The sequence below is a fragment of the Luteimonas sp. MC1895 genome, assembly GCF_016457215.1.
GTDB lineage: Bacteria > Pseudomonadota > Gammaproteobacteria > Xanthomonadales > Xanthomonadaceae > Luteimonas.
Genome location: NZ_JAEMDY010000004.1, coordinates 147,251 through 172,736, shown reverse-complemented (window position 1 = coordinate 172,736; position 25,486 = coordinate 147,251). Strand labels below are relative to the sequence as shown.

At 71.2% G+C, this 25,486-nt stretch carries 21 protein-coding genes; 8 read left to right on the top strand and 13 right to left on the bottom strand.

Annotation, left to right across the window (positions count from 1 at the left end; all coding sequences use genetic code 11):
• Position 1: 1 nt before the first annotated feature.
• The 3 genes from JG616_RS11255 to JG616_RS11245 are packed head-to-tail and all read right to left on the bottom strand — an operon-like array spanning position 2 to position 2,501.
• Positions 2-1,195, bottom strand: coding sequence for a COX15/CtaA family protein (locus tag JG616_RS11255; protein ID WP_199392611.1), 1,194 nt, complete (start codon positions 1,193-1,195; stop codon positions 2-4).
• The gene (locus tag JG616_RS11250; protein ID WP_199363149.1) at positions 1,195-1,785 is read right to left on the bottom strand and encodes a hypothetical protein; all 591 of its coding nucleotides are present in this window, start codon (positions 1,783-1,785) and stop codon (positions 1,195-1,197) included. Before JG616_RS11250 ends, JG616_RS11255 begins: the two co-directional genes overlap by 1 nt.
• A complete protein-coding gene (locus tag JG616_RS11245) occupies positions 1,782-2,501 on the bottom strand; it encodes an SURF1 family protein (RefSeq protein WP_199363147.1) in 720 nt (239 codons plus the stop codon). Before JG616_RS11245 ends, JG616_RS11250 begins: the two co-directional genes overlap by 4 nt.
• A gap of 60 nt (positions 2,502-2,561) precedes the next feature.
• On the opposite strand from JG616_RS11245, the gene JG616_RS11240 reads away from it, so the two are divergent.
• Complete coding sequence (locus tag JG616_RS11240; protein ID WP_199363145.1) at positions 2,562-2,780, top strand: twin transmembrane helix small protein; 219 nt, start codon at positions 2,562-2,564, stop codon at positions 2,778-2,780.
• Between the two features lie 98 nt (positions 2,781-2,878).
• Here JG616_RS11240 and JG616_RS11235 read toward each other — a convergent pair whose 3' ends face one another.
• The 5 genes from JG616_RS11235 to coxB are packed head-to-tail and all read right to left on the bottom strand — an operon-like array spanning position 2,879 to position 7,171.
• On the bottom strand, positions 2,879-3,763 hold the full coding sequence (locus JG616_RS11235; RefSeq protein ID WP_199363142.1) for a cytochrome c oxidase subunit 3: 885 nt from the start codon (positions 3,761-3,763) through the stop codon (positions 2,879-2,881).
• A gap of 22 nt (positions 3,764-3,785) precedes the next feature.
• Entirely contained in the window at positions 3,786-4,388 is a 603-nt protein-coding gene (locus JG616_RS11230) for a cytochrome c oxidase assembly protein (protein WP_199392610.1), read from the bottom strand.
• Positions 4,385-4,525, bottom strand: a complete 141-nt coding sequence (locus JG616_RS11225) for a hypothetical protein (RefSeq protein ID WP_199363138.1) — start codon at positions 4,523-4,525, stop codon at positions 4,385-4,387. The genes JG616_RS11230 and JG616_RS11225 overlap by 4 nt, the downstream gene beginning before the upstream one ends.
• Complete coding sequence (gene ctaD / locus JG616_RS11220; RefSeq protein ID WP_199392609.1) at positions 4,509-6,176, bottom strand: cytochrome c oxidase subunit I; 1,668 nt, start codon at positions 6,174-6,176, stop codon at positions 4,509-4,511. The genes JG616_RS11225 and ctaD overlap by 17 nt, the downstream gene beginning before the upstream one ends.
• A 23-nt stretch (positions 6,177-6,199) precedes the next feature.
• Positions 6,200-7,171: a cytochrome c oxidase subunit II gene (coxB, locus tag JG616_RS11215; RefSeq protein WP_199392608.1), complete on the bottom strand. Its 972-nt coding sequence runs from the start codon at positions 7,169-7,171 to the stop codon at positions 6,200-6,202.
• A 252-nt stretch (positions 7,172-7,423) separates the two neighbouring features.
• On the opposite strand from coxB, the gene putA reads away from it, so the two are divergent.
• Positions 7,424-10,576: a bifunctional proline dehydrogenase/L-glutamate gamma-semialdehyde dehydrogenase PutA gene (gene putA / locus JG616_RS11210; RefSeq protein WP_343225015.1), complete on the top strand. Its 3,153-nt coding sequence runs from the start codon at positions 7,424-7,426 to the stop codon at positions 10,574-10,576.
• Between the two features lie 973 nt (positions 10,577-11,549).
• On the opposite strand, the gene JG616_RS11205 is transcribed toward putA, so the two are convergent.
• Complete coding sequence (locus tag JG616_RS11205) at positions 11,550-12,890, bottom strand: porin (protein ID WP_199363393.1); 1,341 nt, start codon at positions 12,888-12,890, stop codon at positions 11,550-11,552.
• Positions 12,891-13,037: 147 nt separating this feature from the next.
• Here JG616_RS11205 and JG616_RS11200 point away from each other — a divergent pair, with 147 nt between their 5' ends.
• A complete protein-coding gene (locus JG616_RS11200; RefSeq protein WP_199363394.1) occupies positions 13,038-13,730 on the top strand; it encodes a rhomboid family intramembrane serine protease in 693 nt (230 codons plus the stop codon).
• Here the strand turns inward: JG616_RS11200 and JG616_RS11195 are convergent.
• The 3 genes from JG616_RS11195 to gpmI all read right to left on the bottom strand — a co-directional run bounded on the left by JG616_RS11195 (position 13,724) and on the right by gpmI (position 18,124).
• Entirely contained in the window at positions 13,724-15,196 is a 1,473-nt protein-coding gene (locus JG616_RS11195) for a S41 family peptidase (RefSeq protein ID WP_199392606.1), read from the bottom strand. The genes JG616_RS11200 and JG616_RS11195 overlap by 7 nt on opposite strands.
• Before the next feature lie 94 nt (positions 15,197-15,290).
• Positions 15,291-16,583 carry a peptidoglycan DD-metalloendopeptidase family protein gene (locus JG616_RS11190; RefSeq protein WP_343225014.1) on the bottom strand — a complete coding sequence of 431 codons (1,293 nt, stop codon included), beginning with the start codon at positions 16,581-16,583 and terminating at the stop codon, positions 15,291-15,293.
• Entirely contained in the window at positions 16,580-18,124 is a 1,545-nt protein-coding gene (gene gpmI, locus JG616_RS11185) for a 2,3-bisphosphoglycerate-independent phosphoglycerate mutase (protein WP_343225013.1), read from the bottom strand. Before gpmI ends, JG616_RS11190 begins: the two co-directional genes overlap by 4 nt.
• Before the next feature lie 63 nt (positions 18,125-18,187).
• Here gpmI and JG616_RS11180 point away from each other — a divergent pair, with 63 nt between their 5' ends.
• The 3 genes from JG616_RS11180 (at position 18,188) to JG616_RS11170 (ending at position 21,310) form a co-directional block, all read left to right on the top strand.
• On the top strand, positions 18,188-18,874 hold the full coding sequence (locus JG616_RS11180) for a hypothetical protein (RefSeq protein ID WP_199363357.1): 687 nt from the start codon (positions 18,188-18,190) through the stop codon (positions 18,872-18,874).
• Between the two features lie 64 nt (positions 18,875-18,938).
• Complete coding sequence (locus JG616_RS11175) at positions 18,939-20,639, top strand: M28 family metallopeptidase (protein WP_199392604.1); 1,701 nt, start codon at positions 18,939-18,941, stop codon at positions 20,637-20,639.
• 272 nt (positions 20,640-20,911) lie between these two features.
• Entirely contained in the window at positions 20,912-21,310 is a 399-nt protein-coding gene (locus tag JG616_RS11170; RefSeq protein ID WP_199392603.1) for an MAPEG family protein, read from the top strand.
• Between the two features lie 49 nt (positions 21,311-21,359).
• Here the strand turns inward: JG616_RS11170 and tyrS are convergent, their stop codons facing one another.
• A complete protein-coding gene (gene tyrS / locus JG616_RS11165) occupies positions 21,360-22,577 on the bottom strand; it encodes a tyrosine--tRNA ligase (RefSeq protein WP_199363364.1) in 1,218 nt (405 codons plus the stop codon).
• A gap of 358 nt (positions 22,578-22,935) precedes the next feature.
• On the opposite strand from tyrS, the gene JG616_RS11160 reads away from it, so the two are divergent.
• Positions 22,936-24,258, top strand: a complete 1,323-nt coding sequence (locus JG616_RS11160) for a M23 family metallopeptidase (RefSeq protein ID WP_235973123.1) — start codon at positions 22,936-22,938, stop codon at positions 24,256-24,258.
• A gap of 15 nt (positions 24,259-24,273) precedes the next feature.
• Positions 24,274-25,431, top strand: coding sequence for an anhydro-N-acetylmuramic acid kinase (locus JG616_RS11155; RefSeq protein ID WP_343225012.1), 1,158 nt, complete (start codon positions 24,274-24,276; stop codon positions 25,429-25,431).
• Positions 25,432-25,486: the final 55 nt, after the last annotated feature.

Here is a 25,486-nt window from a genome sequence, read left to right as displayed (position 1 = left end):
GTCAGTCCACCCCGCGCAGGCGTGCCAGCAGCGACACCATCACGAACACCAGCAGCGCGGCGCCGCCGTTGTGCATCACCGCCACGGGCAGCGGCAGCGACAGCTTGACGTTGAGGATGCCGAGCGTGACCTGGCCGACGGTCAACAGTGCCAGCAGCACGCCCCAGCCACGGAGGCCGGGCGTGCGCAGCATGCGCACCGCCGCCCACAGCAGCATGGCCGCTGCGGCCACCGCGCCGAGACGGTGGGTCAGGTGGATCGCGATGCGCGCGGCGCCGTCCAGCACGCCGCCCTCGTAGTCCACGCCGATGCCGCGCCAGAGCACGAAGCCCTCGCGGAAGTCGGTCGGGGGGCGCCACAGGCCCGCGCACTGCGGGAAGTTCTCCATCGACCAGCCGCCGGCGCCGCAGGACAGCGCGGCATAGTTCGCGCTCACCCAGCCGCCGAGCGCGATCTGCACGCCCAGCACCGCGACCGCCGCCCACAGCAGGCGACGCAGGCCCGATGCGTCGGCCAGCACGATCGGCCGGTTGGTCGCGCGCCAGGCCATCCAGACCAGCAGCGAGAACGTCAGCAGGCCACCCATCAGGTGGCCCATCACCACCACCGGCTTGAGCAGCCAGGTCACCGTCCACATGCCAAGCAGCGCCTGGAAGATGATCACCGCCAGCGTCAGCGAGGCCTCGCGCCCGAGGTCCTGGCCGCGCCAGCGCAGCGCCGCGGCCAGCAGGATCGCCTCGCCCGCGATCGCGAGCAGCGACGCCGCGACATGCGCGCCGGCCATGTAGGTGGGGATCGCGATGGCGACCAGGCCGGCCGCGCCCAGCACCTGCGCGATGCCGAAGCGCCGGCGGCGGGCGGCGAGCAGCGCCATCGCCAGCACCAGCACCCCGAGCAGCGCGGCGACGTGGCGGTGCACCTGCTCGCGCCAGGCCTTGTGGTCCTCGAAGGCGCGGATGGCGCTGGCGGCGTGGTCGGCGACATGCTGGGCCGTCTTCGGCCAGGTCGCGCGGCCGTAGCAGGTCGGCCAGTCGGGGCAGCTCAGGCCGGCGTGCGACAGGCGCACGAAGGCGCCGAACACGATCACGCCCAGCGCCAGCGCCACGGCCAGCCAGGCGATCCGGTGGAAATGGCGGTGGATGTGGCGAACGCCGTGCTGCAGGGCCTGGCCGGGGGCGGTCGAGGGGGTGGTCATCACTTCAGCTTGAGCAGGCGCGCCACGTCGGTGCGCAGGTGGCCGGGGTCGAAGCCCGGCGCGTAGCGCAGGATCACGAAGCCGTTGGGGTCGACAACATACACCGGCGCGCCCTGCGGCCCGCCCTCCTCCAGCCGCGGCAGCTGCGCGGTGAACGCGGGCATCGGCTCCAGCACGTTCCAGACCCGGTTGCGCAGCGCGCCCTCGGGCGGTTCGCCGACCCAGAGGATGTTGACGTGGTCGGCGTTGTGCCCGAACAGGCGCCAGACCTTGTCGAGGTCCCGGCTCAGCGTGACGCAGGCGTCGGTGCAGTCGGCCGGCGGCGCGACGACGATCCGCCAGGTGCGCTCGACCGGGTTCCATGCGTAGTCGCCGCCATCGACCAGCCGCGGCACCACGTCGCGCAGGTCGCCGGGCGGCTGCAGCAGCTCGCCGTGGTTCTTCATGCCGGCCGGCCGCCAGCCCGAGAAGCGCAGCGCCCCGGCGACGATCGCGCTGCCGAAGAACACCGCCACGATCAGCAGCAGCAGCGCGCGGTTGCGGTTGCGCTCGCGCACCGGGAGGGTCGGGAGGGGCTGGGGATCATTCATGGGCGTTGCCTGCGGTACGTCAGGATCAGCGCGGTGACCAGCACCGCGAGGGCGAGCGCGAACCATTGCACGGCATAGCCGAGATGGCGTTCGGGCGGAAGGGTGTTGGGCAGCACGTCGAGGTCGCGCGCATAGCCGATGTCGAGGTCCGGATCGAGCTTGAGCACCCGCGGCGCAAGCGCCGGCTGCTGCAGCGGCGCGGCCAGCGTGGCCGGATCGAGTCCGATGGCGAGCAGGGTGCCATCCGCCTGCGCGGCGAAGCCCGCCGGACCGATGCCGTGCGAGGGCGGCGGTACCAGCAGGCCGGCGACCTGCCGGGCACCCGTCGGCCGCGGCACGGCGGGCAGGGTGCGATCCGGCGGCAGCGGCAGCCAGCCGAGCTCGACCAGCAGCGGGCCGCTGCCCGCGTCGGGCACGAAGGCGCGGTACACGCGCACGCCCGCGCGACCGTTGCGCTGCTGGTTGTCGAGCAGCACCGCCGGCGCCTCGGCGAAGTGGCCCGTGCCGGCGCTCCAGTCGTAGCCACGGGTGCGCACAGGGTCGGTCGCGGCGGCCAGCGGCAGCGGCGTCCTGGCACTGACCGTCGTCGCGACCTGGTCGAGCATCCGCTGCTTTTCCTGCTGCCGGCCGAGCTGCCAGTGGCCGAGCGAGGAGAAGGCCGCGATCGCCAGCAGGGCCACCATCCAGCCGACCACCATGGTGACGCCACGGCTCATGCCGGCACGTTGCCCGGGTGCGATACTGCCGCGATCACACTGGCCGCGGAGGCCAAGCGCATGAGTGATTCGCTCAAAACCCTGCTCATCATCGGATTCCTGATCCTGATCGTATGGAACCTCGGCGCCGGCCTGTACTACATGCTGGTCGACAAGGGCACCACCAAGCGCACCGTCAATGCGCTCACCCGGCGCATCGCGCTGTCGGTCGTGCTGATCCTGATCGTGCTCCTCTCGATCTGGATGGGATGGATCACGCCGCACGGTGTCCAGGGCTGAACCTGGCACCGGGCCGCGCGCGGCCCCGGCGAAGACGCGAAGGCCGGCAATCGCCGGCCTTCGTCATTCCATGACGGCCGCCCCTGCGGGCGCGCGCATCAGACCACGTAGACGAACAGGAACAGCGCCAGCCAGACCACGTCGACGAAGTGCCAGTACCAGGCCACGGCTTCGAAGGCGAAGTGGTTGTCGCGGGTGAAGTGGCCCTTGTAGCAGCGCAGCCAGATGATCGCCAGCATGATCGTGCCCAGCGTGACGTGCGCGCCGTGGAAGCCGGTGAGCATGAAGAAGGTCGAGCCGTAGATGCCCGAGCCCATCGTCAGGTTGAGGTCGCGGTAGGCGTGGATGTATTCCTCGACCTGGAAGAACAGGAAGAGGCAGCCCAGCAGCACGGTGATGCCCAGGAACACCAGCAGCTGGCGGCGGTTGTCGGCCTTCAGCGCGTGGTGCGCGATGGTCAGGGTCACGCCGGAGGTCAGCAGGATCAGCGTGTTGAGCAGCGGCAGGCCCCAGGCCGGGATGGTCTGGAAGGCACCGCCGATCTGGCCGGGGCCAGCCGAGGGCCAGGCCGCGCTGTAGCCCTCCCACAGCAGCGCATTGGTCGCCATGCCGTCGCCGACACCGCCCAGCCACGGCAGCGACAGCTGGCGGGCGTAGAACAGCGCGCCGAAGAAGGCCGCGAAGAACATCACCTCCGAGAAGATGAACCACACCATGCCCATGCGGAACGAGCCGTCGACCTGGCGGTTGTGGTAGCCCGACACGGACTCGAGGATCACGTCGGCGAACCACTTGAACAGGATCAGGATCAGCCCGGCGCAGCCGACGAAGAACACCGCACGGCCCCAGGACACCTCGTTGAACCAGCTCGCCAGGCCGAAGAAGAGGACGAACAGCGCCACGGACGCGAACACCGGCCACTTGCTGTCGTGCGGGACGAAGTAGACGTTCGGGTCGTGGTGCTCGGCTTGGGTCTGTGCCATGTCGGGTTCCGTCGTTGCCGGGTCAGGGTGCCGCGTAGGGCACGTTGGACGACGCACCGACCGCGGCGGACTGCTGTTCGCGTTCGGTCAGGACGTCGTTCTTGAAGAAAGTGTAGGACAGGGTGATCGTCTTGACGTCGGCGGGAAGCGACGGGTCGATGATGAAGCGCACCGGCATGTCGCGGGTCTCGCCCGCGGCCAGGGTCTGCGCGGTGAAGCAGAAGCACTCGGTCTTGGCGAAGTAGCCCGACGCGCGCGCCGGCGCCACCGAGGGCGTGGCGGTGCCGACGATCGCGCGGTCGCCGTCGTTGTGCGCGTAGTAGGTGGTCTCGTACTGCTGGCCGACCTGCACCTGCATCCGCGCCTGGTTGGGGCGGAACGACCACGGCAGCGACGAGTTGACCCCGCCGTCGAACTCCACCGTGACCATGCGCGCCTCCGCCACCACGCCCGCGCCGGCGTCGACGCTGGCGGCGGTGTTGTCGAGGCGGATGCCGAACACCTTCTCGCAGGCGATGCGGTACAGCGGGACCAGCGAGAAGGTGAACGCGAACGCGGCCAGCGCCGCGAGCAGCATCTTGCCGATGCCCGCGGTCTTCGCGGTCGTGGCGGCCTTGCCGCTCACGATGCCAGCACCCCGGACAGGATGAAGCCGATGTAGATCGCGAGCGCCACGGCGCCCAGCGTCAGCGCCAGGCGCACGGCACGCCGCCGCTGGGCGGCGATGCGCTCGGGATCGTGCTGGTCAGGCGCGGCTGGCATCGTTGACGGGCTCGATCTCATGGCCTTCCGGGTCCAGGTCGCCGTGGGCGAGGTCGCCCGGGCGGATCACCGGCGGCGTGGTGAAGGTGTGGTGCGGGGCCGGCGACGGCACCGTCCACTCCAGGCCACGCGCGCCTTCCCACGGACGCTGCGGCGCCGGGGCGCCCTTCTTCAGCGAGTGGTACAGGATGCCGAACATCAGGAACGGCGTGACGAACATTCCGAAGGCGCCGATCGAGCTGATCAGGTTCCAGTCGGCGAACACCACGTTGTAGTCCGGGATGCGGCGCGGCATGCCGGCCAGGCCGAGGAAGTGCTGCGGGAAGAACAGCAGGTTGACGAAGACCATCGTCCACCAGAAGTGGAACTTGCCCCAGGCCTCGTTGTACATGCGCCCGGTCCACTTCGGCCACCAGTAGTAGACCGCGGCGATCAGCGCCAGCACCGAGCCCGTCACCAGCACGTAGTGGAAGTGCGCCACCACGAAGTAGGTGTCGTGGTACTGGAAGTCGGCCGGCACGATGGCGAGCATCAGGCCCGAGAAACCACCGATGCTGAAGAGGATCACGAAGGCGATCGAGAACAGCATCGGGGTCTCGAACGTCAGCGAACCGCGCCACATCGTGCTGACCCAGTTGAAGATCTTCACGCCCGTGGGCACGGAGATCAGCATGGTCGCGTACATGAAGTAGATCTCGCCGCCCAGCGGCATGCCGGCCGTGAACATGTGGTGCGCCCACACGATGAACGACAGAAAGGCGATCGCCGCGGTCGCGTAGACCATGGCCTGGTAGCCGAACAGCGGCTTGCGGCTGTAGGTCGGGATGATCTCCGAGACCACGCCGAAGGCCGGCAGGATCATGATGTAGACCTCGGGGTGCCCGAAGAACCAGAAGATGTGCTGGTACATCACCGGGTCACCGCCACCGGCGGCGTTGAAGAAGCTGGTGCCGAAGAACTTGTCGGTCAGCAGCATCGTCACCGCGCCCGCCAGCACCGGCATCACCGCGATCAGCAGGAACGCGGTGATCAGCCAGGTCCACGGGAAGATCGGCATCTTCAGCAGGTCGACGCCCGGCGCGCGCATGTTGAGCACGGTGGCGATGACGTTGATCGCGCCCATGATCGAGCTGATGCCCATCATGTGGATGGCGAAGATCGCGAACGCCATGCTCGAGCCGCCCTGCAGCGACAGCGGCGGATACATCGTCCAGCCGCCGGCCGGCGCGCCGCCCGGCAGGAACAGGGTCAGCAGCAGCATCGCGAAGGCGAACGGGAGGATCCAGAACGACCAGTTGTTCATGCGCGGCAGCGCCATGTCCGGTGCGCCGATCTGCAGCGGGATCATCCAGTTGGCCAGGCCGACGAAGGCCGGCATGACGCCGCCGAAGATCATCACCAGCGCGTGCATCGACGTCATCTGGTTGAAGAAGTGCGGGCTGACGTGCTGCAGGCCCGGCACCGCCAGCTCGAGGCGGATGACCACGCTCATCGCCGCGCCGATGATGAACATCGTGAAGCTGAAGAGCAGGTACAGCGTGCCGATGTCCTTGTGGTTCGTCGAGAAGAACCAGCGTTCGACGAAGCCCTGCTTGTGGGCGTGGTGGTGGTGCTCGTGCGGAGCGGCAGCGGTGGTGGAGTGCGTGGACATTGCGATCGGCCTTTCGTGTTCGGTCAGGCGGCGCTGGAGGCGTCGGCGGATGCGGCGGCGGGCGCCTGCGGGGCGGTGGGCTCGTCGCCCTCCTGGATGTCTTCGATCATGTCCGGGTCGATGGAGCGCGGCGCGTTGCCGTCGCCGCCCTCCGGCACCAGCGACGGCTCGCTCGGCACGCCGGTGTCCACGGTCTTCATCGACGCCAGCCAGGTCGCGTACTCGTCCTTGGGGACGGCGCGCACCACGATCGGCATGAACGCGTGGTCCTTGCCGCACAGTTCCGCGCACTGGCCGCGGTAGACGCCCGGCTCGCGGATCTCGGTCCAGGCTTCGTTGACGATGCCGGGCACCGCGTCCTGCTTCCAGCCCAGCGCCGGCACCCACCACGAGTGGATGACGTCGTCGGCGGTGATCACGAAGCGGATCTTGGTGTCGACCGGCAGCACGAGTTCATTGTCGACCTCGAGCAGGTAATACGGATTGGCCGCGGGGTCGGGGCGCTCGCCGGACTGGCGGATGCGGTCGTGATCACGGTCGATGCGGCTGACGATGGCGACGTCCTCGCCCAGGTAGTCGTACTTCCACATCCACTGGTAGCCGGTCACCTTGACCGTCATCGCCGACTCGCGGGTGTCGTACATCGCGATCAGCTTGCTGGTCGCCGGCCAGGCCATGATCACCAGCAGGATCACCGGGATCACCGTCCACAGCACTTCCAGCCCGGTGTGGTGGCTCCACTTCGCGGCCACGGCGCCCTTCGACTTGCGGAAGGCGAACATCGCGTAGCCCATCGCGATGAACACGACAAGGCCGATCGCCACGCAGATCCACAGCACCAGCATGTGGGCCTCGTACGCGTTCTCCGCGGTGGAGGTCACGCCGCGGCCCATGTTGAGCTGCCAGCGCGACGGATCCCCGGCCTGCGCGAACGCCAGCATGGGCGCCAGGGCGACGAGCGCCAGAATCCACCGTGAGAATCGCGCCTGCATCATCGTGCAACCCCAAATGTCGTCGCGGCCCGGCGGCCGCCTGTTGGAAATCCGGTTTCGGGGAGCCCCCCTCCCGTCGGCATCGCGGCCTGGCGAAAGGACCGCCCGCGTCCCGCCGGGGACGCTCGATCGGGGCCGATGGTAGCCGTGGGGCTACTGGACCGGCAAGGGAGAATGTGCCCCGCCACGGCGTTTTCGCGATTCCGGCGCGCGCCAACGCTAGAATCCCGCTTCTCCCCGCACCGCATGAAGACCGTGACCAGACACTTCCCCGGCGACCTGCCCGCGCCGACCGACCCGCTGCGCGCGGCCGTCACGCGCCACTGGCTCGCGGATGAAACCGCGCGCGTGACGGCGCTGCTCGAGGACGCCCGGCAGCCGCCCGCGGACACCGCCGCGATCGCCGCCACCGCCGCCGACCTCGTGCGCCGCGTGCGCCTGCGCGCGCGCGACCAGGGCGTGGTCGAATCCTTCATGCGCCAGTATGACCTCGGCAGCGAGGAAGGCGTGCTGCTGATGTGCGTGGCGGAAGCCCTGCTGCGCATCCCGGACCAGGACACGGCCGACGCGCTGATCCGCGACAAGCTGGGCGAGGCCGACTGGAAGCGCCACGTCGGCCAGTCCGAATCGGTGCTGGTGAATGCGTCGACCTGGGGCCTGATGCTCACCGGCCAGCTGGTCGACCTTGCCGACGACACGAAGCGCGACGTGCACGGCGCCTTCAAGCGCCTGGTCGGCCGCGTCGGCGAGCCGGTGATCCGCCTGGCGGTGCGCCAGGCGATGAAGATCATGGGCCACCAGTTCGTGATGGGCCGCACCATCGGCGAGGCGCTGTCGCGCGCGCGCAAGGGCCGCAACGCGAACTACCGGTATTCATACGACATGCTGGGCGAGGCCGCGCTCACCCGGCGCGACGCCGATCGCTACCTCGAGGCCTACCGCGGCGCGATCGACGCGATCGGCCGCAGCGCCGGCGGGGCCGCGGACGAGATCGTCGCGCCGTCGATCTCGGTCAAGCTCTCGGCCCTGCACCCGCGCTACGAGCACGCCAAGCGCGCCCGCGTGCTGGCCGAGCTCGCGCCGCGCCTGCTCGACCTGGCCCAGCGCGCCAAGGGCCACCGCATCGGCCTGACCGTCGACGCCGAGGAGGCCGACCGCCTGGAGCTGTCGCTGGACGTGATCGAGGCCGCGTGGTCGGACCCGTCGCTGGCCGGCTGGAACGGCTTCGGCATCGTGGTGCAGGCCTACCAGAAGCGCGCGCCGTTCGTGATCGACTGGATCGCCGGCCTCGCCCGCCGCGGCGGACGGCGGATCCCGGTGCGCCTGGTCAAGGGCGCCTACTGGGACGCCGAGGTGAAGCGCGCGCAGGTCGAAGGCCATGCCGGCTATCCGGTGTTCACCCGCAAGCCCAATACCGACGTGAGCTACCTGGCCAATGCGCGGCGCCTGCTCGAGGCCGGCGGTGCGGTGTACCCGATGTTCGCCACCCACAACGCGCAGACCATCGCCGCCGTGCACCGCATGGCCGCCGGCCGCCCGCTGGAGTTCCAGAAGCTGCACGGCATGGGCGACGACCTGTATGACGAGGTCATCCCGGCCGATCGCCTGGACGTGCCCTGCCGCGTCTACGCGCCGGTGGGCAGCCACGAGGACCTGCTGCCGTATCTCGTGCGGCGCCTGCTCGAGAACGGCGCCAACTCCAGCTTCGTCAACCGGATCACCGACGAGGACGTGCCGGTCGAAGACCTGGTCCGCGACCCGGTCGAGGTCGTGTCCGCGTACGACGCCATCCCGCACCCGCGCATCCCGCTTCCCGCCGACATGTTCCGCAGCCTCGGCATCGACAGGACCAATTCCATGGGCATCAACCTCGCCAACGACGACGACCTGCGCACGCTCGCGGCCGCCATCGCCGACGAACCCCTGCAGTGGCAGGCGGCGCCGCTGGTGCCGGGCGCGACCAGCCGCGCCGACTGGGCCGAGGTGACCGATCCGGCCGACCGCCGCCGCGTGGTCGGTCGCTGGCAGGCCGCCGACGCCGCCACCGTCGAGCGCGCGCTGGCCAACGCCGTCACGGCGCAGCCGGCCTGGAACGCGACCCCCGCCGCATCGCGCGCCGCGATCCTGGAACACGCGGCCGGGGTGATGGAGCGGCAGATGCCGCGGTTCATCGCGATGTGCACGCGCGAAGCCGGCAAGACGATTGTCGACGGCGTCGCCGAGGTGCGCGAAGCGGTCGATTTCATGCGCTACTACGCCGGCGAGGCGCGGCGCCAGTTCGCTGCCCAGGCCCTGCCCGGCCCCACCGGCGAGTCGAACGTGCTGCAGCTCGAAGGCCGCGGCGTGTTCGTCTGCATCAGCCCGTGGAACTTCCCGCTGGCGATCTTCTGCGGCCAGGTGGCCGCGGCCCTGGCGGCCGGCAACAGCGTGATCGCCAAGCCCGCCGAGCAGACCAACCTGGTCGCGCACGCGGCGGTACGGCTGCTGCACGAGGCCGGCATCCCGGCTTCGGTGCTGCAGCTGGTGCCGGGCGACGGCGCCAGCGTCGGCGCGGCGCTGACCGCCGACCCGCGCGTGGCCGGCGTGGCCTTCACCGGCTCGACCGCCACCGCGCGCGCCATCAACCGCGCGCTCGCGGCCCGCGACGCGGCCATCGGCGTGCTGATCGCCGAGACCGGCGGCCAGAACGCGCTGATCGCCGACTCGTCGTCGCTGCCCGAGCAGGTGGTCAAGGACGCGATCGGCTCGGCCTTCACTTCGGCCGGCCAGCGCTGCTCGGCCGCGCGCGTGCTGTTCGTGCAGGACGACATCGCCGGCAAGGTGGTCGACATGCTGGCCGGCGCGATGGCCGAGCTGGTGGTGGGCGACCCGGGCGACCTGGCCACCGACGTCGGCCCGGTGATCGACGCGGATGCGCTGCGCCTGCTCGAGGACCACGCCGGGGAGATGGCCGGCTGCCGCCTGATCGCGCAGGCCACGCTGCCCGACGACGCTACCCACGGCACCTTCTTCGCTCCCCGCGCCTGGGAGATCGACTCGATCGGCCGCCTGGAACGCGAGAACTTCGGTCCCGCGCTGCACGTGGTGCGCTGGAAGGCCAGCGAACTCGACCAGGTGGTGGACGCGATCAACGCGTCGGGCTTCGGCCTGACGCTCGGCATCCACTCGCGCATCGACCAGACGGTCGAGCGCATCGTCGCGCGGGCGAAGGTCGGCAACATCTACGTCAACCGCAACCAGATCGGCGCGGTGGTCGGCGTGCAGCCCTTCGGCGGCCAGGGCCTGTCCGGCACCGGCCCCAAGGCCGGCGGCCCGCACTACCTGCCACGTTTCGCCACCGAGAAGACGGTGACCATCAACACGACAGCAGCCGGAGGCAACGCTTCGCTGCTGACGTTGGGCGACTGATCAGGCCGCCTTGGCCGCCTTGGCCGCACTGCAGTGCGAAGCTGCCCGCCGCGGGCAGTGCTGCGCTGCCCGCCGCGGACGCAGGGGGGATGCCCAGCCGGAATCTTCGCTGTCCTGCTCCCAGTTCCGGCCGCCGGCCATCCATGGCCGGCTCTGGTCATCCCCCCTGCCTCCACGGCGGGCCCGACTCCTGTCGCGATCCTGTTGCGGGACAAGCCAAGGCGCTGCAAGCCGCGACCGCTATTGCTATCGGGCCCGAAGCCGATAGAGGCCGGAGCCCGTCCCGCGCACAGGGGGTGTGCGGAGAGCCGGCCATGGATGGCCGGCGCCCGGCCGCTGGCAGCAGGACGCGGAGACGGCCGGCGGAGCACACCCCCTGTGCGCGGGACGGGCAGCGTGGACTTACCCAAAGCAAGCTTCTTCTCTTACGTCCGGGAATCACTTGAAAAATCCCTCCTCCAAGACTGAGAGCATCGTTTCGTCGTATCGAGGAACACTATCCGGCGGGACCCTTGGCGGTGCTGCGGCACGATGCCTGCTGCCGCTCATGTCCCCCGGCTCCGGCCTTGCGGCCGAAGCCTCCTCCTTGACTTCCCGTCAGCAGGCATCGCACCGCAGTCCGCAACTCTATCGGCCGCTGCAGGCAGAGCAGAGCAGAGCGGCAGTACACGGGCGCAGGCATGGCAAAGCGAAAGCCGGCGAGCAGCCGCCGTTGCCTATTGGCGCGCGCCGCGACTCTGCACCGCTTCGGCGCGTGGCCTGCTGACGGGAAGTCAAGGAGGAGATGCCGGCCCTGTGGGCCGGCATCGGGGGACATGAGCGGCAGCAGGCCATGCGTCGAAGCGCTGCGACCGAGCAACAACGCGCCGGCTTTCCCCCGCCAAGCAGCGCAACAACAAAAAAAGCCCCGCGAATGCGGGGCCTTTTGTTTCAACCCAAGCGGGCGGCCCACGAAGGGCCGCCCCGGGTTGGATCAGAAGCGGTACTGCGCCGACACGCCGAACAGGTTGGCGTCGCCGTCGTAGGGACCGGAGATGGTGCTGCCGCCGCTGGTGAAGTCGACCTCGGGATCCTTCGGCTTCAGGTGGGTGAAGGCCAGGTCCACCGAGAGCGCATCGCTGACCGCCCAGGTGGCGCCGATCGAGTACCACATGCGGTCGGCGTCGGGCAGGCGCGGCGTGCGGTGCTCGATGCTGGTCGGGGTCTCGTCGAGCGCGACACCGCCGCGCAGGGTCCACGCGTCGTTGAGCTTGTACTCGGCGCCGAGCGAAGCGAACTGCGTGTCCTCCCACTCGAAGGGCTCGACCGAGTCGGCGTCCGGGCCGTCGAACTCGACGCGCACCTCCTGCAGCGAGGACCAGCCGGTCTCGGCCCACTTGGCCATCATCGCGAAGCGTTCGGTGAAGTCGTAGCGGGCCGCGACCGAGAAGGTCGCAGGCGTGGTCAGCTTGGCGCCGGCACCACCGTCCTGGAACAGCTGGGCGGTGACCGGGCTGCTGTTGAACACCGTGCGTACGTCACCCGGAACGGTCCAGTCGGCCGTGCCGCGCAGCTCGTAGTCGATCTCGGACTGGTAGCTCACGCCCACCGAGAAGCGGTCGGTCGGGCGCACGCTGAAGCCGGCGACCCAGCCGAAGCCGGTGTCGTCGCCCTGGATTTCCGCGTGGCCGTCACGCGCCTGCGGCACGGCGAAGGGCAGCGGGCGGGTGGCCGGGTTGGAGTACAGCAGGGTGCCGAAATCGACGGCCTTGGACAGGGTCACGTCGGCCTTGGAGTAGATCGCGCCCAGGCCCACGGAGAAGCGGTCGGTGACGTCGAGGGCGGCCGAGAAGGTCAGGTTGATGATCTTCACGTCGGAGGTGTCGGCGAAGTAGCGGCCCTGCCAGTCGGGCTCGTACTCGGTCTTCAGGCCGAACGGCGCGCTGACCATGGCGCCGAGCGCCAGGCCGTTGTCGAGCTTGTGGATCACCGAGAACGCCGGGATCGGGGTCACGTCGCCGGCGTCGCCGCCGTTGCCGCCGGTGAGCGGACGGCGGAAGGCATCGGTGCCTTCGCCCTGGAACTCGTAGCTCAGGTCGATGACCGACAGGTCGGCCTGGACCGTCGTGCCTTCGAAGCGGGTCATCGCGGCCGGGTTGTTGAGCACGACCGAGGCGTCGCCTTCGTTGATGCCGGAACCGGCAAACGCGGCGCCGAGGCCCTTGACGCTGTTCTCCTTCAGCTGGAAGCCGGAGGCGTGGGCCGGGGCCAGGGCCAGCGCGCCGAGGATGCCGAGCGCGAGGGCCGAAGCCTGGAAGAGGGGGGAGATGCGCATTGCTTGAAAGCTCCTGACGTGGCGTGTTGGTTTGGAAGCGGCGGAAGACTATACCGTGGCGGATGGTGTTGCACAGGTGTCCCGCGTCACGCCTCCGGGCGGGTATCTTGGCCGGCCACGCCTGCCGACCGGCTTCCTTCCGCAGTCATGTTCGTCTCCATACCCACCCATGCGCGTCCGGCGTTCCGCTGGGCGACGCCGCTGCTGTGCGCGGCGCTGTGGTGCGTCTACCTGTGGGCGAGCACGCGTCCCGACAGCGTCGAGCAGGCGCTGATGGCGCGCTGGGGAGCCCTGACCGGCGGCCTGGCGCCCGACGCGCTGGCCGACTGGTGGGGCGACGGCGAGCGCGGACTGCGCCTGCTGACCGCGCTGTTCGTGCACGCCGACTGGGCGCACCTGCTCGGCAACCTGGTGTTCCTGCTGATCTTCGGCCTGCCCGCCGAGCGCATGCTCGGCTCGTGGCGGATCCTGGCACTGTTCCTGGCCGGCGGCGCGGTCGCCAACCTGGTCACCGTGCTGGTGGTCGACGCGCCCGACCGCTTCGTGATCGGTGCCAGCGGCGCGGTCTCGGCGCTGATCGGCACCTACCTCGCGCTGTTCCCGCGGGCCCACCTCGGCGTCGTGCTGCCGCTGGGGCTGTTCCTGGAGTTCGTGCGCGCCCCGGCGTCGCTGCTGATCGGCATCTGGGCCCTGCTGCAGGTGGTGTTCGCCTACATCGGGCCGGCCTTCGGCGCCGTGGCCTGGTCGGCGCATATCGCCGGCTTCGCCTTCGGCGTCGCGTTCGCGCTGTTCTCGCGCGGCGCGATCGCGCGTCGGCTGCGCCGCCAGAAGGGTTACTGAGCGGGGTTCGCGGCCGGGGCCGGCGGGGCCGCGGGCGGTTCGCAGGGTCCGCCCTGGACCAGGCGACGCAGCGCACCGATGGCGGCCTTGACCGGCTCCTCGCCGTCCAGCACCTGCCCGGGGCGGCGGTCCTCCTCGCCGTCGGCGGCGAGATGGCCCGGCAAAGTGGATTCGGCGTAGCCCGCGGTCGGCGCACCCTTGGCGTCGATCACCAGGTCGGGCTCGATCCCGAGCGCCTGGATCGAGGTGCCGCCCGGCGTGTAGTAGCGCGCGGTGGTAAGCTTGACCGCGTCGCCGTTGTCGAGCGGCAGCAGGGTCTGCACCGAGCCCTTGCCGAAGGTCCGGCTGCCGACGATGCACGCACGCGCGTTGTCGCGCAGCGCGCCGGCCACCACCTCGGACGCGCTGGCCGAACCGGCGTCGACCAGCACCACCACCGGCCGGCCGCGCATGCGGTCGCCGGGCGTCGCGTTGAACGCGGTGTCGCCGACCTGGATGCGCCCGCGGGTGCTGACGATCCCGCCGCTTTCCAGCAGGTCGTCGGCGATCTGCACCGCCGAGGTCAACAGGCCGCCGGGATTGCTGCGCAGGTCGACCACCAGGCCGCGCAGGCCCTCGCCGCCGGCTTCGCCGTTGAGCCGGTCGAGGGTTGCGGCGAAGTCGGTGGCGGTGTCGGCCTGGAAGCTGGCGATGCGCACGTAGCCGAAGCCGGGCTCGCGGATGCTGCCGCGCACGCTGGGCGTGCGGATGACCTCGCGCGCCACGCGCAGCTCGAGCGGCTCGGCCTCGCCTTCGCGCAGCACGGTCACGCCGACCTCGGTTCCGGGCGGTCCGCGCAGCGGACCGCGGCCCTCGTGGCTGGCGGGGGTCAGCGCCTGGCCGTCGACGGCGGTGATCACGTCGCCCGAGCGGATGCCGGCACGCTGCGCCGGGCTGCCATCCATCGGCGACACCACGCGCATGCTGCCGTCGGGCAGCTGCATCACTTCCACGCCGATGCCCTCGTAGGCACCGGTGGTGCCCTCCTCGAACGCCTCGGCGTCGCTGCGCTGCAGGTAGGCGCTGTGCGGGTCGAGGTCGAGCAGCAGCCCGCGGATCGCGGCCTGCATCAGGTCGCGGTCGCTGACCTCGTCGACGTGGCCAGCGCGCACGGCGTTGAAGACCAGGACGAAGCGGGTGATCTCGTCGAGCGGGATCGCGCTGTTGGCCTCGTCGGCGGCGGCAGCGGCGCCCTGCTCGCCGACGACGTCCGCCGCAGCAGGCTCGACATCCTGTCCCTGCGCCTCGTCTGCAGGGCCGAGCTGCTCCGGCGCCTCGTCCGCGGGGTCGAGCTGCTCCGGCGCCTCGTCCGCGGGGTCAACCTGCTCCGGCGCTTCCGGGGTCGGCGCCGCGGGCGGCGGCTCCTGGGCGGCAACGGGCAGGGCCAGCAGGCTGGCGAGGGCGAGCGTCAACAGGCTGGCGCGCATTCAGGACTCCAGGGGTACGCAGGTGTGGGACCTGCGCCAACGGGCGCGGGTTCCCCGATTATGCCGCCCCGGCGCGGCGCGGCCGCGTCGCGGTTCAGCGCTTCTGCAGCCAGGCGTTGGGATCGACCGGCTTGCCGTCGCGCCGCAGCTCGAAATACAGGGCCGCGGTGCCCTGTCCGCCCGAGGTGCCGACGGTCGACACCGCGTCGCCGCGGGCGACCCGGTCGCCGGGCCCCTTGAGCAGGCTGTCGTTGTGGGCGTACAGGCTCATGTAGCCGTTGCCGTGGTCGATGATCAGGATCAGGCCGTAGCCGGTCATCCACTCGGCGAACACCACCGTGCCCTCCGCCACCGCCCTGACCGGCGTGCCGGCGCTGGCGGCGACCAGCACGCCGGAACTGCTGCGGCCGTCGGGCATGCGCCCGCCGTAGCCCGCCAGCAGGCTGCCGGTCAGCGGCCAGGACAGGCCGCCCACCTGCACCGGGGCGCTGCGCGCCACCGCCACGCGCGGCGCGTCGGGCACCGGGCTGCGCCCGGTCCCGGTGCCGGCCGCGGGCGGCGCGCTGTCGCGGCGGGCCGCGGCGGCGCGGCGCGCGGCCTCGGCCTTGCGCTCCGCCTCGGCGCGGCGGGCGGCGGCGCGCAGCCGTGCAAGCAGGCCTTCCAGCGACTTTGCATCGGCACCCAGCGCCTTCTCGCGCGAACTGCGGTCGCGATAGCGGCCGTCGAGTTCGGCCACCGCCTTGGCCCGTTCGGCGCGCTCCCGCACCAGTGCCGCGGCCTGCGTGCGCTGGCGCTCGCTGGTGGCCGCCAGCGCCTCGCGCTCGGCGGCGATCCTGCGCTCCATGTCGTCCAGCCCGGACAGCTCCGCCGACAGCGCGGCGATGCGCGCGCTGCGGCTGCGCTGCAGGTAGCCGTGGTAGGCCAGGCTGCGGTTGGCGCCGGCGGCATCGTCCTGCGACAGCATGAGCTTCAACGGCGCCTGGCCGCCGACGGTGTAGGCCGCGCGCAGCAGCGCGGCAAGCTCGGCGCGCTGCGCCGACAGGCCCCGGGCGGCGGCATCGCGGCGCGCTTCGAGCTCCGACAGCGCCTGCTGCTGGCGCGCCAGCGCGGCCGCGGTGTCGGCCAGTTCGCGGGCATTGCGGTTGACCCGCTCGTCGGCCTCGCGCAGCTCCCGGCTGGCGGTGCCGCGCTGGCCTTCCAGCTGGCGGCGTTCGCGCCCGACCTCGTTGAGTTCGCGCTTCACGCGCTCGAGCCGGCGCTGCGCCTCGCGGCTGTCCTGTGCGGCGAGCGGCCCGACGGGCAGCACCAGCGCCGCGGCCAGCAGCGCCAGCGCCGCCGCGCCCGGAGCACGCACGGCGCGGCGCGGATGGGCCGCCGCGCCGGTCACGCCAGCAGGCTGCGGCCGGTCATCTCCGCCGGCTTCGGAACGCCCAGCAGGTCGAGCATGGTCGGCGCCAGGTCGCGCAGCGCGCCGCCGGTGCGCAGCGTGGCGCCTTCGCGGCTGCCGACGTAGATCAGGTCGACCGGGCCGACGGTGTGCGAGGTGTGCGGCTGGCCGGTCTCGGGGTCGCGCATCATCTCCACGTTGCCGTGGTCGGCGGTGACCAGCAGTTCGCCGCCCTTCGCGGCAACCGCCGCGGCCACCTCGCCCAGGGCGCGGTCCACCGCTTCCACGGCCTTGATCGCCGCCTGCAGGTCGCCGGTGTGGCCGACCATGTCCGGATTGGCGAAGTTGCAGACCACGGCGTCGAAGCGCTCCGACGCGATCGCCGCCACCAGCTTCGCGGTCACTTCCGGGCAGCTCATCTCCGGCTGCAGGTCGTAGGTCGCGACCTGCGGGCTGGGTACCAGGATGCGCTCCTCGCCGGGGAACGGCGCCTCGCGGCCGCCGTTGAAGAAGAAGGTGACGTGGGCGTACTTCTCGGTCTCGGCGATGCGCAGCTGGGTCATGCCGTTCGCGCCGAGCACTTCGCCCAGGGTGTTGCGCAGGTCGTCCGGCGCGAAGGCCAGCGGCGCCGGCAGCATGGCGTCGTATTCCGTGAGGCAGGTGAAGCGCGCCAGCACAGGGCGCCGCGCCTGGAAGCCGTCGAAGCCCGACGCGACGAAGGCCGCGGTGAGCTGGCGCGCGCGGTCGGCGCGGAAGTTCATGAACACCACCACGTCGGCATCGGCGATCGGTGTGGCGCCATCGATCACCGTGGGCGCGACGAATTCGTCGTTCTCGCCCCGGGCATAGGCGGCATCGAGGGCGGCCAGCGCGTCGTGCGCACGGTGCGGGGACTGCGCGTCGACGATCGCGTCCCAGGCACGGCGCACGCGGTCCCAGCGGCCGTCGCGGTCCATCGCGTAATAGCGGCCGCTGACGCTGGCGACGCGCGCGTTGCCGGCGGCGGCGCAGGCCTCCTGCAGCGCGCGCAGGCTCGGCGCCGCGGAGCGCGGCGGCATGTCGCGGCCGTCGGTGAAGGCGTGCACGGCGACGCGCGCCACGCCTTCGCGCCGCGCCAGCTGCAGCATCGCGAACAGGTGCGCCTCGTGGCTGTGCACGCCGCCCGGCGACAGCAGGCCCATCAGGTGCAGGGTGCCGCCGCTGGCGTTCGCGGTGCGGCAGGCCGCCAGCAGCTCGGCGTTGGCGAAGAAGCTGGCATCGGCGATCGCGGCGTCGATCCGGGTCAGGTCCTGGTAGACCACCCGTCCGGCGCCGATGTTCATGTGCCCGACCTCGGAATTGCCCATCTGTCCGTCGGGCAGCCCGACATGGGTACCTTCGGTGTGCACCAGGGTGGTCGGACGGGCGGCGAACAGGCGGCGCCAGTTCGGGATGTCGGCCAGCGCCAGGGCGTTGTCGCGCGGATCGTCGCGGTGGCCCCAGCCGTCGAGGATCAGCAGCACCACCGGCTTCGGGCGGCGGACGGAAGCGGCTTCAGGCACGACGTTCGACCCTGTGACGTTGGACAGGTGCATTGTAGCGCCCGGCAGGCGCAGACTCCCCGCATGGCCGCCATCCACGCCACCCTGCTCTTCCTCCTCCTGGTCCTGGCCGCGCTGTTTCCCGCCAGTGCCCGCGCCTCCGAGGACATCGTCCGCACCAATGGTGCGGTCAACACCACCGCCGGCGCGGACTACGGCCGCCTGGCCACCACCAACGGCAGCGTGCGACTGGCCGACACGGTCACCGCGGGTCCGGCCTCGACCACCAACGGCAGCATCAGCGCCGGCGACGACGTCACCGCCGAGCGCCTGTCGACGGTCAACGGCAGCATCCGGGTGGGCGAACGCGTGAACGTCGCCGGCGACGTGCGCACCGTCAACGGCAGCATCCTCATCGAACGCGGCGGACGCGTCGGCGCGGTGGAGACCACCAACGGCGCCATCGGCCTGGTCGCGACCGAGGTCGCGGGCGACGTCCGCCTGGCCAACGGCGACCTCACCGTCGGGATCGGGTCGCACGTGCGCGGCGGCATCGAGGTCCGCAAGCCGGGCAGCAGCTGGATGCCGGTGCGCGTGGGTCCGCGCCTGCCGCGCGTGGTCATCGGCCCGGGGGCCGTGGTCGACGGCCCGCTGGTGTTCGAGCGCGAAGTGACCCTTTACGTGCACGACACCGCGCGCATCGGCCCGGTGACCGGCGCGCAGCCGGTGCGCTATTCCACGCCCACCGCCCCGCGCCGCGGCGAGGACTGACCCGGGCCCCTTCGCGGCGCCGACCGCATAGAATCGGGCCTTCCATCCACGCAGGACCCGACGAATGCGACCGACCCACCTCGTGCCCAGCCTCGCCGTTGCCATGGCGCTGGCCGCATGCAGCGGCGAGCCCGCCAGCGCCCCCGCCAGCGCCGACACCGCGGCCGCGGCTCCCGCCTCCGCCTCCGCCCACAGCTTCAGCCCGGAGCTGAGCAAGGACGACTTCGCCGAGATGGTGAAGACCCTGTCCTCCGACGAATTCGAGGGCCGCGCGCCCGGCGCACCCGGCGGCGAGAAGACCGTCGAGTACATCAAGGCCCAGTACGAGCGCATCGGCCTCGAGCCGGGCGGCGAGAACGGCACCTTCTTCCAGACCGTGCCCATGGTCGAGACCACCGCCGACGAATCCACCGTGCTGCGCCTGGACGTGGCCGGCAAGCAGAGCGAGCTGGCGTTCGGCACCGACATGGTGATCGGCACGCGCACCGGCGAGGCCGAGATCAAGGTCGCCGACAGCGACCTGGTGTTCGTCGGCTACGGCGTCGATGCGCCCGAGCTCGGCTGGAACGACTACGCCGGCCTCGACGTCAAGGGCAAGACCGTGGTCATGCTGGTCAACGACCCGGGCTTCCATGCCAAGGACGCCTCGCTGTTCGAGGGCGAGCGCATGACCTATTACGGCCGCTGGACCTACAAGTTCGAGGAAGCCGCGCGCAAGGGTGCCGCCGCCGCGCTGATCATCCACGACACCGCCGGTGCCGCCTATGGCTGGGACGTGGTGAAGAACTCCTGGTCGGGCCCGCAGTTCGACCTGCGCGCATCCGACGATCCGGAACCGCGCCTGCCCGCGCAGGGCTGGCTGACCGGCGAGGCCGCGAAGCAGCTGTTCGCCGACGCCGGACAGGATCTGGACGCGCTCTACGTCGCCGCCAACCAGCGCGGCTTCAAGGCCGTGCCGCTCGATGCGCGCGTGTCCTTCGACCTCGACAGCACCAGCCGCGAGAGCTCCTCGCGCAACGTGGTCGGCATCCTGCGCGGCAGCGAGGCGCCGGACGAGGCCGTGGTCTACATGGGCCACTGGGACCACCTCGGCAAGCACGAGGGCGAGGGCGACACGATCTACAACGGCGCGGTCGACAACGCCACCGGCATCGCCGGCATCATCGAGATCGCCGAGAAGTTCAAGGCCGACGGCCCGCCGAAGCGCTCGGTGGCCTTCATCGCCGTGACCCTGGAGGAGTCGGGCCTGCTTGGCTCGAAGTACCAGGTCGCGCACCCGGCCTTCCCGCTGGAGAAGACGGTGGGCGTGGTCAACCTGGATGCCATGAGCGTGGCCGGCCCGGCGCGCGACATGGTCGTGACCGGCCTGGGCAACTCCCAGCTGGAGGACATCCTCAAGACCTATACCGACGCCCAGGGCCGCACCCTGGTGATGGAAGGCAACCCGGCCGGCGGCTTCTACTTCCGCTCCGACCACTTCAACTACGCCAAGGCCGGCGTGCCCGCGCTGTACGCCAAGGGCGGCGACGACCTGGTGGAAGGCGGCAAGGAGGCGGGCGCGGCCTACGCCAAGCGCTATACCGACGTGGCGTACCACAAGCCGGCCGACGAGTTCGATCCGGCCTGGAACCTCGACGGCGTGATCCAGGACCTCGAGGCCCTGTACGGCGTCGGCCGCACCCTGGCCGACGACGGCGGCTGGCCGAACTGGTACGAAGGCAATGCCTTCAAGGCCGCGCGCGACGGGATGCGGGCCGCGAAGTAAGGCTGCGCCAGGGCGGCCGGCACTGGCCGCCAGGGTGGAACCGGACGGCGCCGAAAGGCGCCGTTCTTCATGCAGGAGCGGCCATGGCCCAACTGTAGGAGCGGCCATGGCCGCGATCGCCGGCCGCAGGCCTGCAACCCCTGCAACCAGGCTGCAACTCCACTCCCGATCGCGGCCATGGCCGCTCCTACAGTTGGGGTGGGTGGGTGGGCAGTGGCGGGCGCGGCGGCAAACCTGATCTACTCCGGCCACTCCATCCGCGGCACTCCTCCATGACCCTTGCCACCGCCTACGGCTGCATCCTGATCGCCGCACTGCTGCCCTATGTCTGGGTGGCCGTCGCCAAGACCGGCGCACCCGGCTACAACAACCGCAACCCGCGCGCCTGGATCGCCAAGCAGGCCGGGAACTACCGGGTGCAGCGGGCGAACGCCGCGCACCTCAATGCCTTCGAGGCGTTCGCGCCGTTTGCCGCCGGCGTGCTGATGGCGCAGGCGGCCGGCGTCGACCACGCGCGCATCGCGATGCTGGCGGTCGCATTCGTGGTCGTGCGCGTGGCGCACGGCGCGCTCTACCTGGCCGACGTGCAGCTCGCGCGGAGCCTGGCGTGGATGGCGGGCTATGCCTGCGTGGTCGCGCTGATGGTGCTGGCGGCGCTCGCGGCCAGCTGAGGCTGGATCGCCGGGGTGAGCTCGCCCAGGCCGGCTCGCCGAGGCCCGGTCAGCCGGCGACCAGCCGCACGCGCGCGAAGTTGCGCTTGCCGACCTGCAGCACGCCCTCGAAGCCGGGCTGCAACAGCAGGCCGGCGTCCTCGACCACGGCACCATCGACCTTCACCGCGCGCTCCTTGAGCTTGCGGTTGGCCTCGGAGTTCGACGGGGTGATCCCGGCCGCGGTGAGCAGCGCAGCAATGCGCAGGCCTTCCGCCGGCACCGCCACGTCCTGCAGCGGCAGCAGCGAGGTGTCGCCCTGCCCGGTCACCGCCGCGTGCCAGCCGGCGATCGCGGTGTCGGCGGCGGCGGCGTCATGGAAGCGCGTGGCCAGCTCGCGCGCCAGGCGCAGCTTCACTTCGCGCGGGTTGAGCGTGCCCTCGGCGACTTCGGCCTTGAGCCCCGCCGCCTCCGCGATGCCGATCTCGAAGCTGAGCAGTTCGATCCAGTCCCACATCAGCGCGTCGCCGATCTTCATCGCCTTGTTGACGATGTCGATCGCCGGATCGGTCACCCCGATGTAGTTGCCCAGCGACTTCGACATCTTGTTGACGCCGTCCAGGCCCACCAGCAGCGGCATGGTCAGCACCACCTGCGGCTTCTGCCCGTGGTGCTCCTGCAGCCCACGCCCCATCAGCAGGTTGAATTTCTGGTCGGTGCCGCCGCATTCGACGTCGGCCTCGAGCGCGACCGAGTCGTAGCCCTGCACCAGCGGATACAGGAACTCGTGGATCGCGATCGACTGCTGCGCCGCGTAGCGCTTGGCGAAGTCGTCACGCTCGAGCATGCGCGCCACGGTGAGCTGGCCGGCCAGGCGGACCATGTCGGCCGCGCCCATCTTCCCGAACCATTCCGAGTTGAAGCGGACCTCGGTGCGCTCGCGGTCCAGCACCTTGAACACCTGGTCCTCGTAGGTCTTCGCGTTCGCGAGCACGTCGTCCCGGGTCAGCGGCTTGCGGGTGGCGCTCTTGCCCGAGGGGTCGCCGATCATCCCGGTGAAGTCGCCGATCAGGAACACCACCGTGTGACCCAGCTCCTGGAACTGCCGCAGTTTGTTGAGCAGCACCGTGTGCCCGAGATGCAGGTCCGGCGCGGTGGGATCGAAGCCGGCCTTGATCCGCAGCGGTCGGCCGGAGGCCAGGCGGGCCTCCAGTTCATCGGCCTTGAGGATCTCGTCGGTGCCGCGCGCGATCTGCTGGAAGGCCTGGTTGGGGGTGGTCTGGGACACTGGATTTCCTGGATTGGCGTCAAGGCGCCGTGAAAAATGTGACGCAGTTTATGTGGGGTGTTAACAGCAGGTTAAATTGTTGCCGCCCGGAAATGCCAACGGCATCAGGGGTTTGACGCGTGATCTTCGCGTGATTATGGTGGCCCGGTGACGCGCCCGTCACGCCAGGGCCACGAGTCCGACCCATATGACCACGCCCGAAACGTCCGGCCCGTCCGACGCGCACCGCAGCGCGCGCATCCGCCTCCGCAACCTCCGCGAGCTTGCCCGCCAGGCCGCATCCCGCCAGAAGGAACCTGCCACCGAACTCATCGGTGGTCGTCGCTGGGCGCGCAGGCAGTGGGGGCACGCCAGCCTGATGGCGACTGCAGGCGCGCTGCTGCTGGCCATCGTGCCCGGTTTCAATACGGCCGTCGACGTGCCGCAGAGCGCGCGCCTGACCACCCTGTCGCTGGCGCTGCCGGCGCCGGAGCTGCCCGCGCGCAGCGAGGCGCGGGGCGACGACTGGATGCTGGTCCAGGTCCAGAAGGGCCAGACCCTGGGCTCGATCTTCGACGAGCTGGGAGTCCCGGCGACGACCATGCATGCGCTGCTGGCGCAGCCCGGCGCGCGCCAGGCGCTCACCCGCCTGCGTCCCGGCACCGAAATCGGCTTCGCGTTCGGCGCACCGACCGCCGACGGCCGCCCCGCGGCACTGAAGGCGCTGCGCTATGACCGCGGCGAGACCGAGCGCGTGCTGCTGGCGCTCGCGGGCGACACGGTCACCGAGACCGTCGTCGAGCGCCCGCTCGAGGTCCGCACCACCGTGGTCAGCGGCCAGGTCGGCCGCTCGCTGTTCCACACCGCGCGCAAGCACGGCCTGTCGGGCTCGACCATCAACACGTTGACCGACGAGATCTTCAAGTACGACATCGACTTCAACACCGACGTCACCCAGAACGACCGCTTCAGCGTGGTCGTCGAGCAGGTGTACCGCGAAGGCGAACTGCTGCGCACCGGCGAGGTGCTGGCGGCGGTGTTCACCGCCAAGGGCAAGCCGTATGCCGCGTTCCGCTTCGAGCGCGACGGCAAGGCCGAGTACTTCAACGCCGACGGCCGGCCACTGAAGAAGAGCTTCATCCGCATGCCGATCCAGTACGCGCGGCTGAGCTCGAAGTTCGGCTCGCGCCGGCATCCGGTGCGCGGCACGATGCGCATGCACAAGGGCGTCGACTACGCCGCCGGCACCGGCACGCCGATCATGGCCGCCGGCGACGCGCGCGTGGCGTTCAAGGGCTGGAAGGGCGGCTACGGCAACACCGTGATCCTCGACCACGGCCGCGGCTACACCACCCTGTACGCGCACATGTCCGGCTTCGGCAACATCCGCCAGGGCCAGCGCATCGGCCAGGGCACGGTGATCGGCCGCGTCGGCAGCACGGGACTTTCCACCGGCCCGCACCTGCACTACGAATTCCGCATCAACGGCGTGCACCGCAATCCGCTGCAGCACACCATGCCCGAGCCGGAGCCGCTGAAGGGCACCGCGCTGGCCGCCTTCCGCGCCCAGACCGGGCCGGCGCTGGCGCGCATCCGCACGGTTGAAGACCTCATCTATGCCCAGGTGCCGGCCGAGCGCGGCGACGACACGCGCGTGGCCGACGTGCGCCGCGACGCCACCGCGGGCCGCGGCCGGGGCTGATCCCGGCACGACCCGGTGGCCACGCCGGAACACCACGCGCCGCCGCCCGCGCAGGCGGCCCGTCCACGCCGCTTCCTGGGGCTGATGTCGGGCACCAGCGCCGACGGCATCGACGCCGCCCTGGTCGACTTCGAACACGACGCCGCCGATGCGCGCCCGGTGCTGCGCTTCGCACGCACCTATGCCTGGGATCCGGCGCTGCGCGGGCGCCTGGTGGCGCTGGGCCAGCAGGACGCCACGCTGGCGCTGGACGAGGTCGGCCGGCTCGACGTCGCCATCGGGCGGGCCTTCGCCGATGCCGCGCTGCGCGCGCTGGACGACAGCGGCACCGCTGCCGGCGACGTCGTCGCCATCGGCTCGCACGGGCAGACCCTGCGCCACGATCCGCATGGCGCCCTGCCCTTCACCCTGCAGCTGGGCTGCGCCGCGACCATCGCCGAGCGCACCGGCATCACCACGGTGGCCGGGTTCCGCGCGCGCGACGTGGCCGCCGGCGGCCAGGGCGCGCCACTGGTCCCGGCGCTGCATGCAGCCCTCCTGCACGATGCGTCCGAGCCGCGCGCCGTGCTCAACCTGGGCGGCATCGCCAACCTGACCCTGCTGCCCGCCAGCGGGCCCGTGCGCGGCTTCGACACCGGGCCGGCCAACGGCCTGATGGATGCGTGGTGCCTGCAGCACCGCGGCGAGGCCTATGACCGCGGCGGCGCCTTCGCCGCCTGCGGCCGCGTGGACGCACCGCTCCTGGCCCGGCTGCTGGCCGAACCCTGGTTCGCCGAGCCGCCGCCGAAGTCGACCGGCCGCGACCGCTTCCATCTCGACTGGGTCGCGTCACGCCTGGCCGGGCACGAGGCTCCCGCCGACGTCCAGGCCACCCTCCTCGCGCTGACCGCGCGCAGCGTGGCCGACGCGCTGCGCGCCACCCAGCCCGACACCGCGCGGGTCATCGCCTGCGGCGGCGGCGTGCACAACCCGGCGCTGATGGCGGCGCTGGCCGTCGCCCTCCCGGGCGTGGTGGTGGAATCGACCTCGGCCCACGGCCTGGACCCCGACGCGATCGAGGCCATGGCCTTCGCCTGGCTGGCGCGCGAGACGCTGGCCGGCCGTCCCGGCAACCTCGCCGCGGTCACCGGCGCCGCCGGCCCGCGCATCCTCGGGGCCATCCACCCGGCCTGAGCCCCGCCTGGTCTTGTAGGAGCGGCTACAGCCGCGATCGCAGTCCCCCGCACGC

Coding starts and splice junctions, on each gene's coding strand:
- JG616_RS11195 (WP_199392606.1), bottom strand. CDS start 15,196: ATGCGCGCCAGCCTGTTGACGCTCGCCCTCGCCAGCCTGCTGGCCCTG.
- JG616_RS11240 (WP_199363145.1), top strand. CDS start 2,562: ATGAGTGATTCGCTCAAAACCCTGCTCATCATCGGATTCCTGATCCTG.
- JG616_RS11180 (WP_199363357.1), top strand. CDS start 18,188: ATGGCCGCCATCCACGCCACCCTGCTCTTCCTCCTCCTGGTCCTGGCC.
- JG616_RS11170 (WP_199392603.1), top strand. CDS start 20,912: ATGACCCTTGCCACCGCCTACGGCTGCATCCTGATCGCCGCACTGCTG.
- JG616_RS11205 (WP_199363393.1), bottom strand. CDS start 12,890: ATGCGCATCTCCCCCCTCTTCCAGGCTTCGGCCCTCGCGCTCGGCATC.
- ctaD (WP_199392609.1), bottom strand. CDS start 6,176: ATGTCCACGCACTCCACCACCGCTGCCGCTCCGCACGAGCACCACCAC.
- coxB (WP_199392608.1), bottom strand. CDS start 7,171: ATGATGCAGGCGCGATTCTCACGGTGGATTCTGGCGCTCGTCGCCCTG.
- JG616_RS11245 (WP_199363147.1), bottom strand. CDS start 2,501: ATGAGCCGTGGCGTCACCATGGTGGTCGGCTGGATGGTGGCCCTGCTG.
- JG616_RS11175 (WP_199392604.1), top strand. CDS start 18,939: ATGCGACCGACCCACCTCGTGCCCAGCCTCGCCGTTGCCATGGCGCTG.
- JG616_RS11160 (WP_235973123.1), top strand. CDS start 22,936: ATGGCGACTGCAGGCGCGCTGCTGCTGGCCATCGTGCCCGGTTTCAAT.
- JG616_RS11200 (WP_199363394.1), top strand. CDS start 13,038: ATGTTCGTCTCCATACCCACCCATGCGCGTCCGGCGTTCCGCTGGGCG.
- JG616_RS11225 (WP_199363138.1), bottom strand. CDS start 4,525: ATGCCAGCCGCGCCTGACCAGCACGATCCCGAGCGCATCGCCGCCCAG.
- JG616_RS11255 (WP_199392611.1), bottom strand. CDS start 1,195: ATGACCACCCCCTCGACCGCCCCCGGCCAGGCCCTGCAGCACGGCGTT.
- JG616_RS11250 (WP_199363149.1), bottom strand. CDS start 1,785: ATGAATGATCCCCAGCCCCTCCCGACCCTCCCGGTGCGCGAGCGCAAC.
- JG616_RS11235 (WP_199363142.1), bottom strand. CDS start 3,763: ATGGCACAGACCCAAGCCGAGCACCACGACCCGAACGTCTACTTCGTC.